The organism is Streptomyces sp. NPDC030296 (assembly GCF_055572815.1).
This window is the reverse complement of the sequence record NZ_JBVICQ010000008.1, coordinates 1-1101: the sequence shown is the minus strand read 5'-3', so window position 1 is coordinate 1101 and position 1101 is coordinate 1. Positions and strand designations below refer to the sequence as shown.

Below are 1101 nucleotides of genomic sequence, written 5' to 3'. Positions count from 1 at the left end.
CACGCCGCTCGCCGCGGTCGTCACGCCGGTCATCACGGCGGAAGGCCGGCCGGTCGTCCCTGCGGAAGCCCCGGTCGCGGTCGTCACGGCGGAAGCCGCCGCGGTCGCCGCTGTCACGCCGGTCGTCGCGACGGTCATCCCTGCGGTCGTCACGCCGGAAGGCGGGGCGGTCGTCGCGGCGACCGTAGCCACCTCGGTCGTCGTCGCGCCGGTCATCACGGCGGAAGGCCGGACGGTCGCCGTCGCGCCGGAAGCCACGGTCCCGGTCGTCGCCCCGACGGTCGTCACGACGCGGCCCACCGGGACGGTCGTCACGGCGGAAGCCGGGACGCGGCCCACGGTCGCCTTCGCGACGGTCGTCACGTCGATCGTCGCGACGGTCGTCGCGCCCGCCGCGGTAGCCGCCGCGGTCGCCGCCTCGGTCGTCCCGGCGGAAGCCGCCGCGATCGCCACGGTCTCCCCTGTCGCCGCGGTCGTTGCGGTCGTCGCCGCGGCGGAATCCGCCGCGATCGTCGCGCCCGCCGTCTCGTCGGCCGTAGCCGCCGCGGTCGTTGTCACGTCGGTCGTTGTCGCGACGCGGGCCACCGCGGTAGCCACCACGGTCACCACTGTCCCGTCGGCGCTGGTCGCGCTCCGGTCGGTCGTCGGGAGAGTTGGTGGACATGGTGACTCCTGTCTTCGGTACCGCAAGTCATTCTCGCGCAGCCGGGTAGCCGGCGCGCTCCGGGATGGGCTTGTTCCGGAACAACAAAAAGGACCCCTGGTCCCAGCTGTACGCTGGTGACCAGGGGTCCTGTCAAAGATTGTTCGGCGGCGTCCTACTCTCCCACAGGGTCCCCCCTGCAGTACCATCGGCGCTGTGAGGCTTAGCTTCCGGGTTCGAAATGTAACCGGGCGTTTCCCTCACGCTATGACCACCGAAACCCTATTGGTTTCGAGCGAACAAGCACACTTTTCAGTTAAATGCTCAGCTCAAAGCCGACAACTGTTCGTTGTCTCAGAACTGACACAGTGGACGCGAGCAACTGAGGACAAGCCCTCGGCCTATTAGTACCGGTCACCTCCACACGTTACCGTGCTTCCAGATCCGGCCTATCAACC

General features: G+C 68.8%; 2 rRNA genes and 1 pseudogene. 1 reads left to right on the top strand and 2 read right to left on the bottom strand.

Going from position 1 to position 1101, the window contains the following annotated elements:
• Positions 1-784: pseudogene (locus ACZ4Z3_RS22915) on the top strand (hypothetical protein); the annotation flags it as partial.
• 21 nt (positions 785-805) lie between these two features.
• On the opposite strand, the gene rrf reads toward ACZ4Z3_RS22915, so the two are convergent.
• Positions 806-922 (bottom strand): 5S ribosomal RNA (rrf, locus tag ACZ4Z3_RS22910).
• 105 nt (positions 923-1027) lie between these two features.
• Positions 1028-1101: ribosomal RNA gene (locus tag ACZ4Z3_RS22905) — 23S ribosomal RNA — on the bottom strand; the annotation flags it as partial.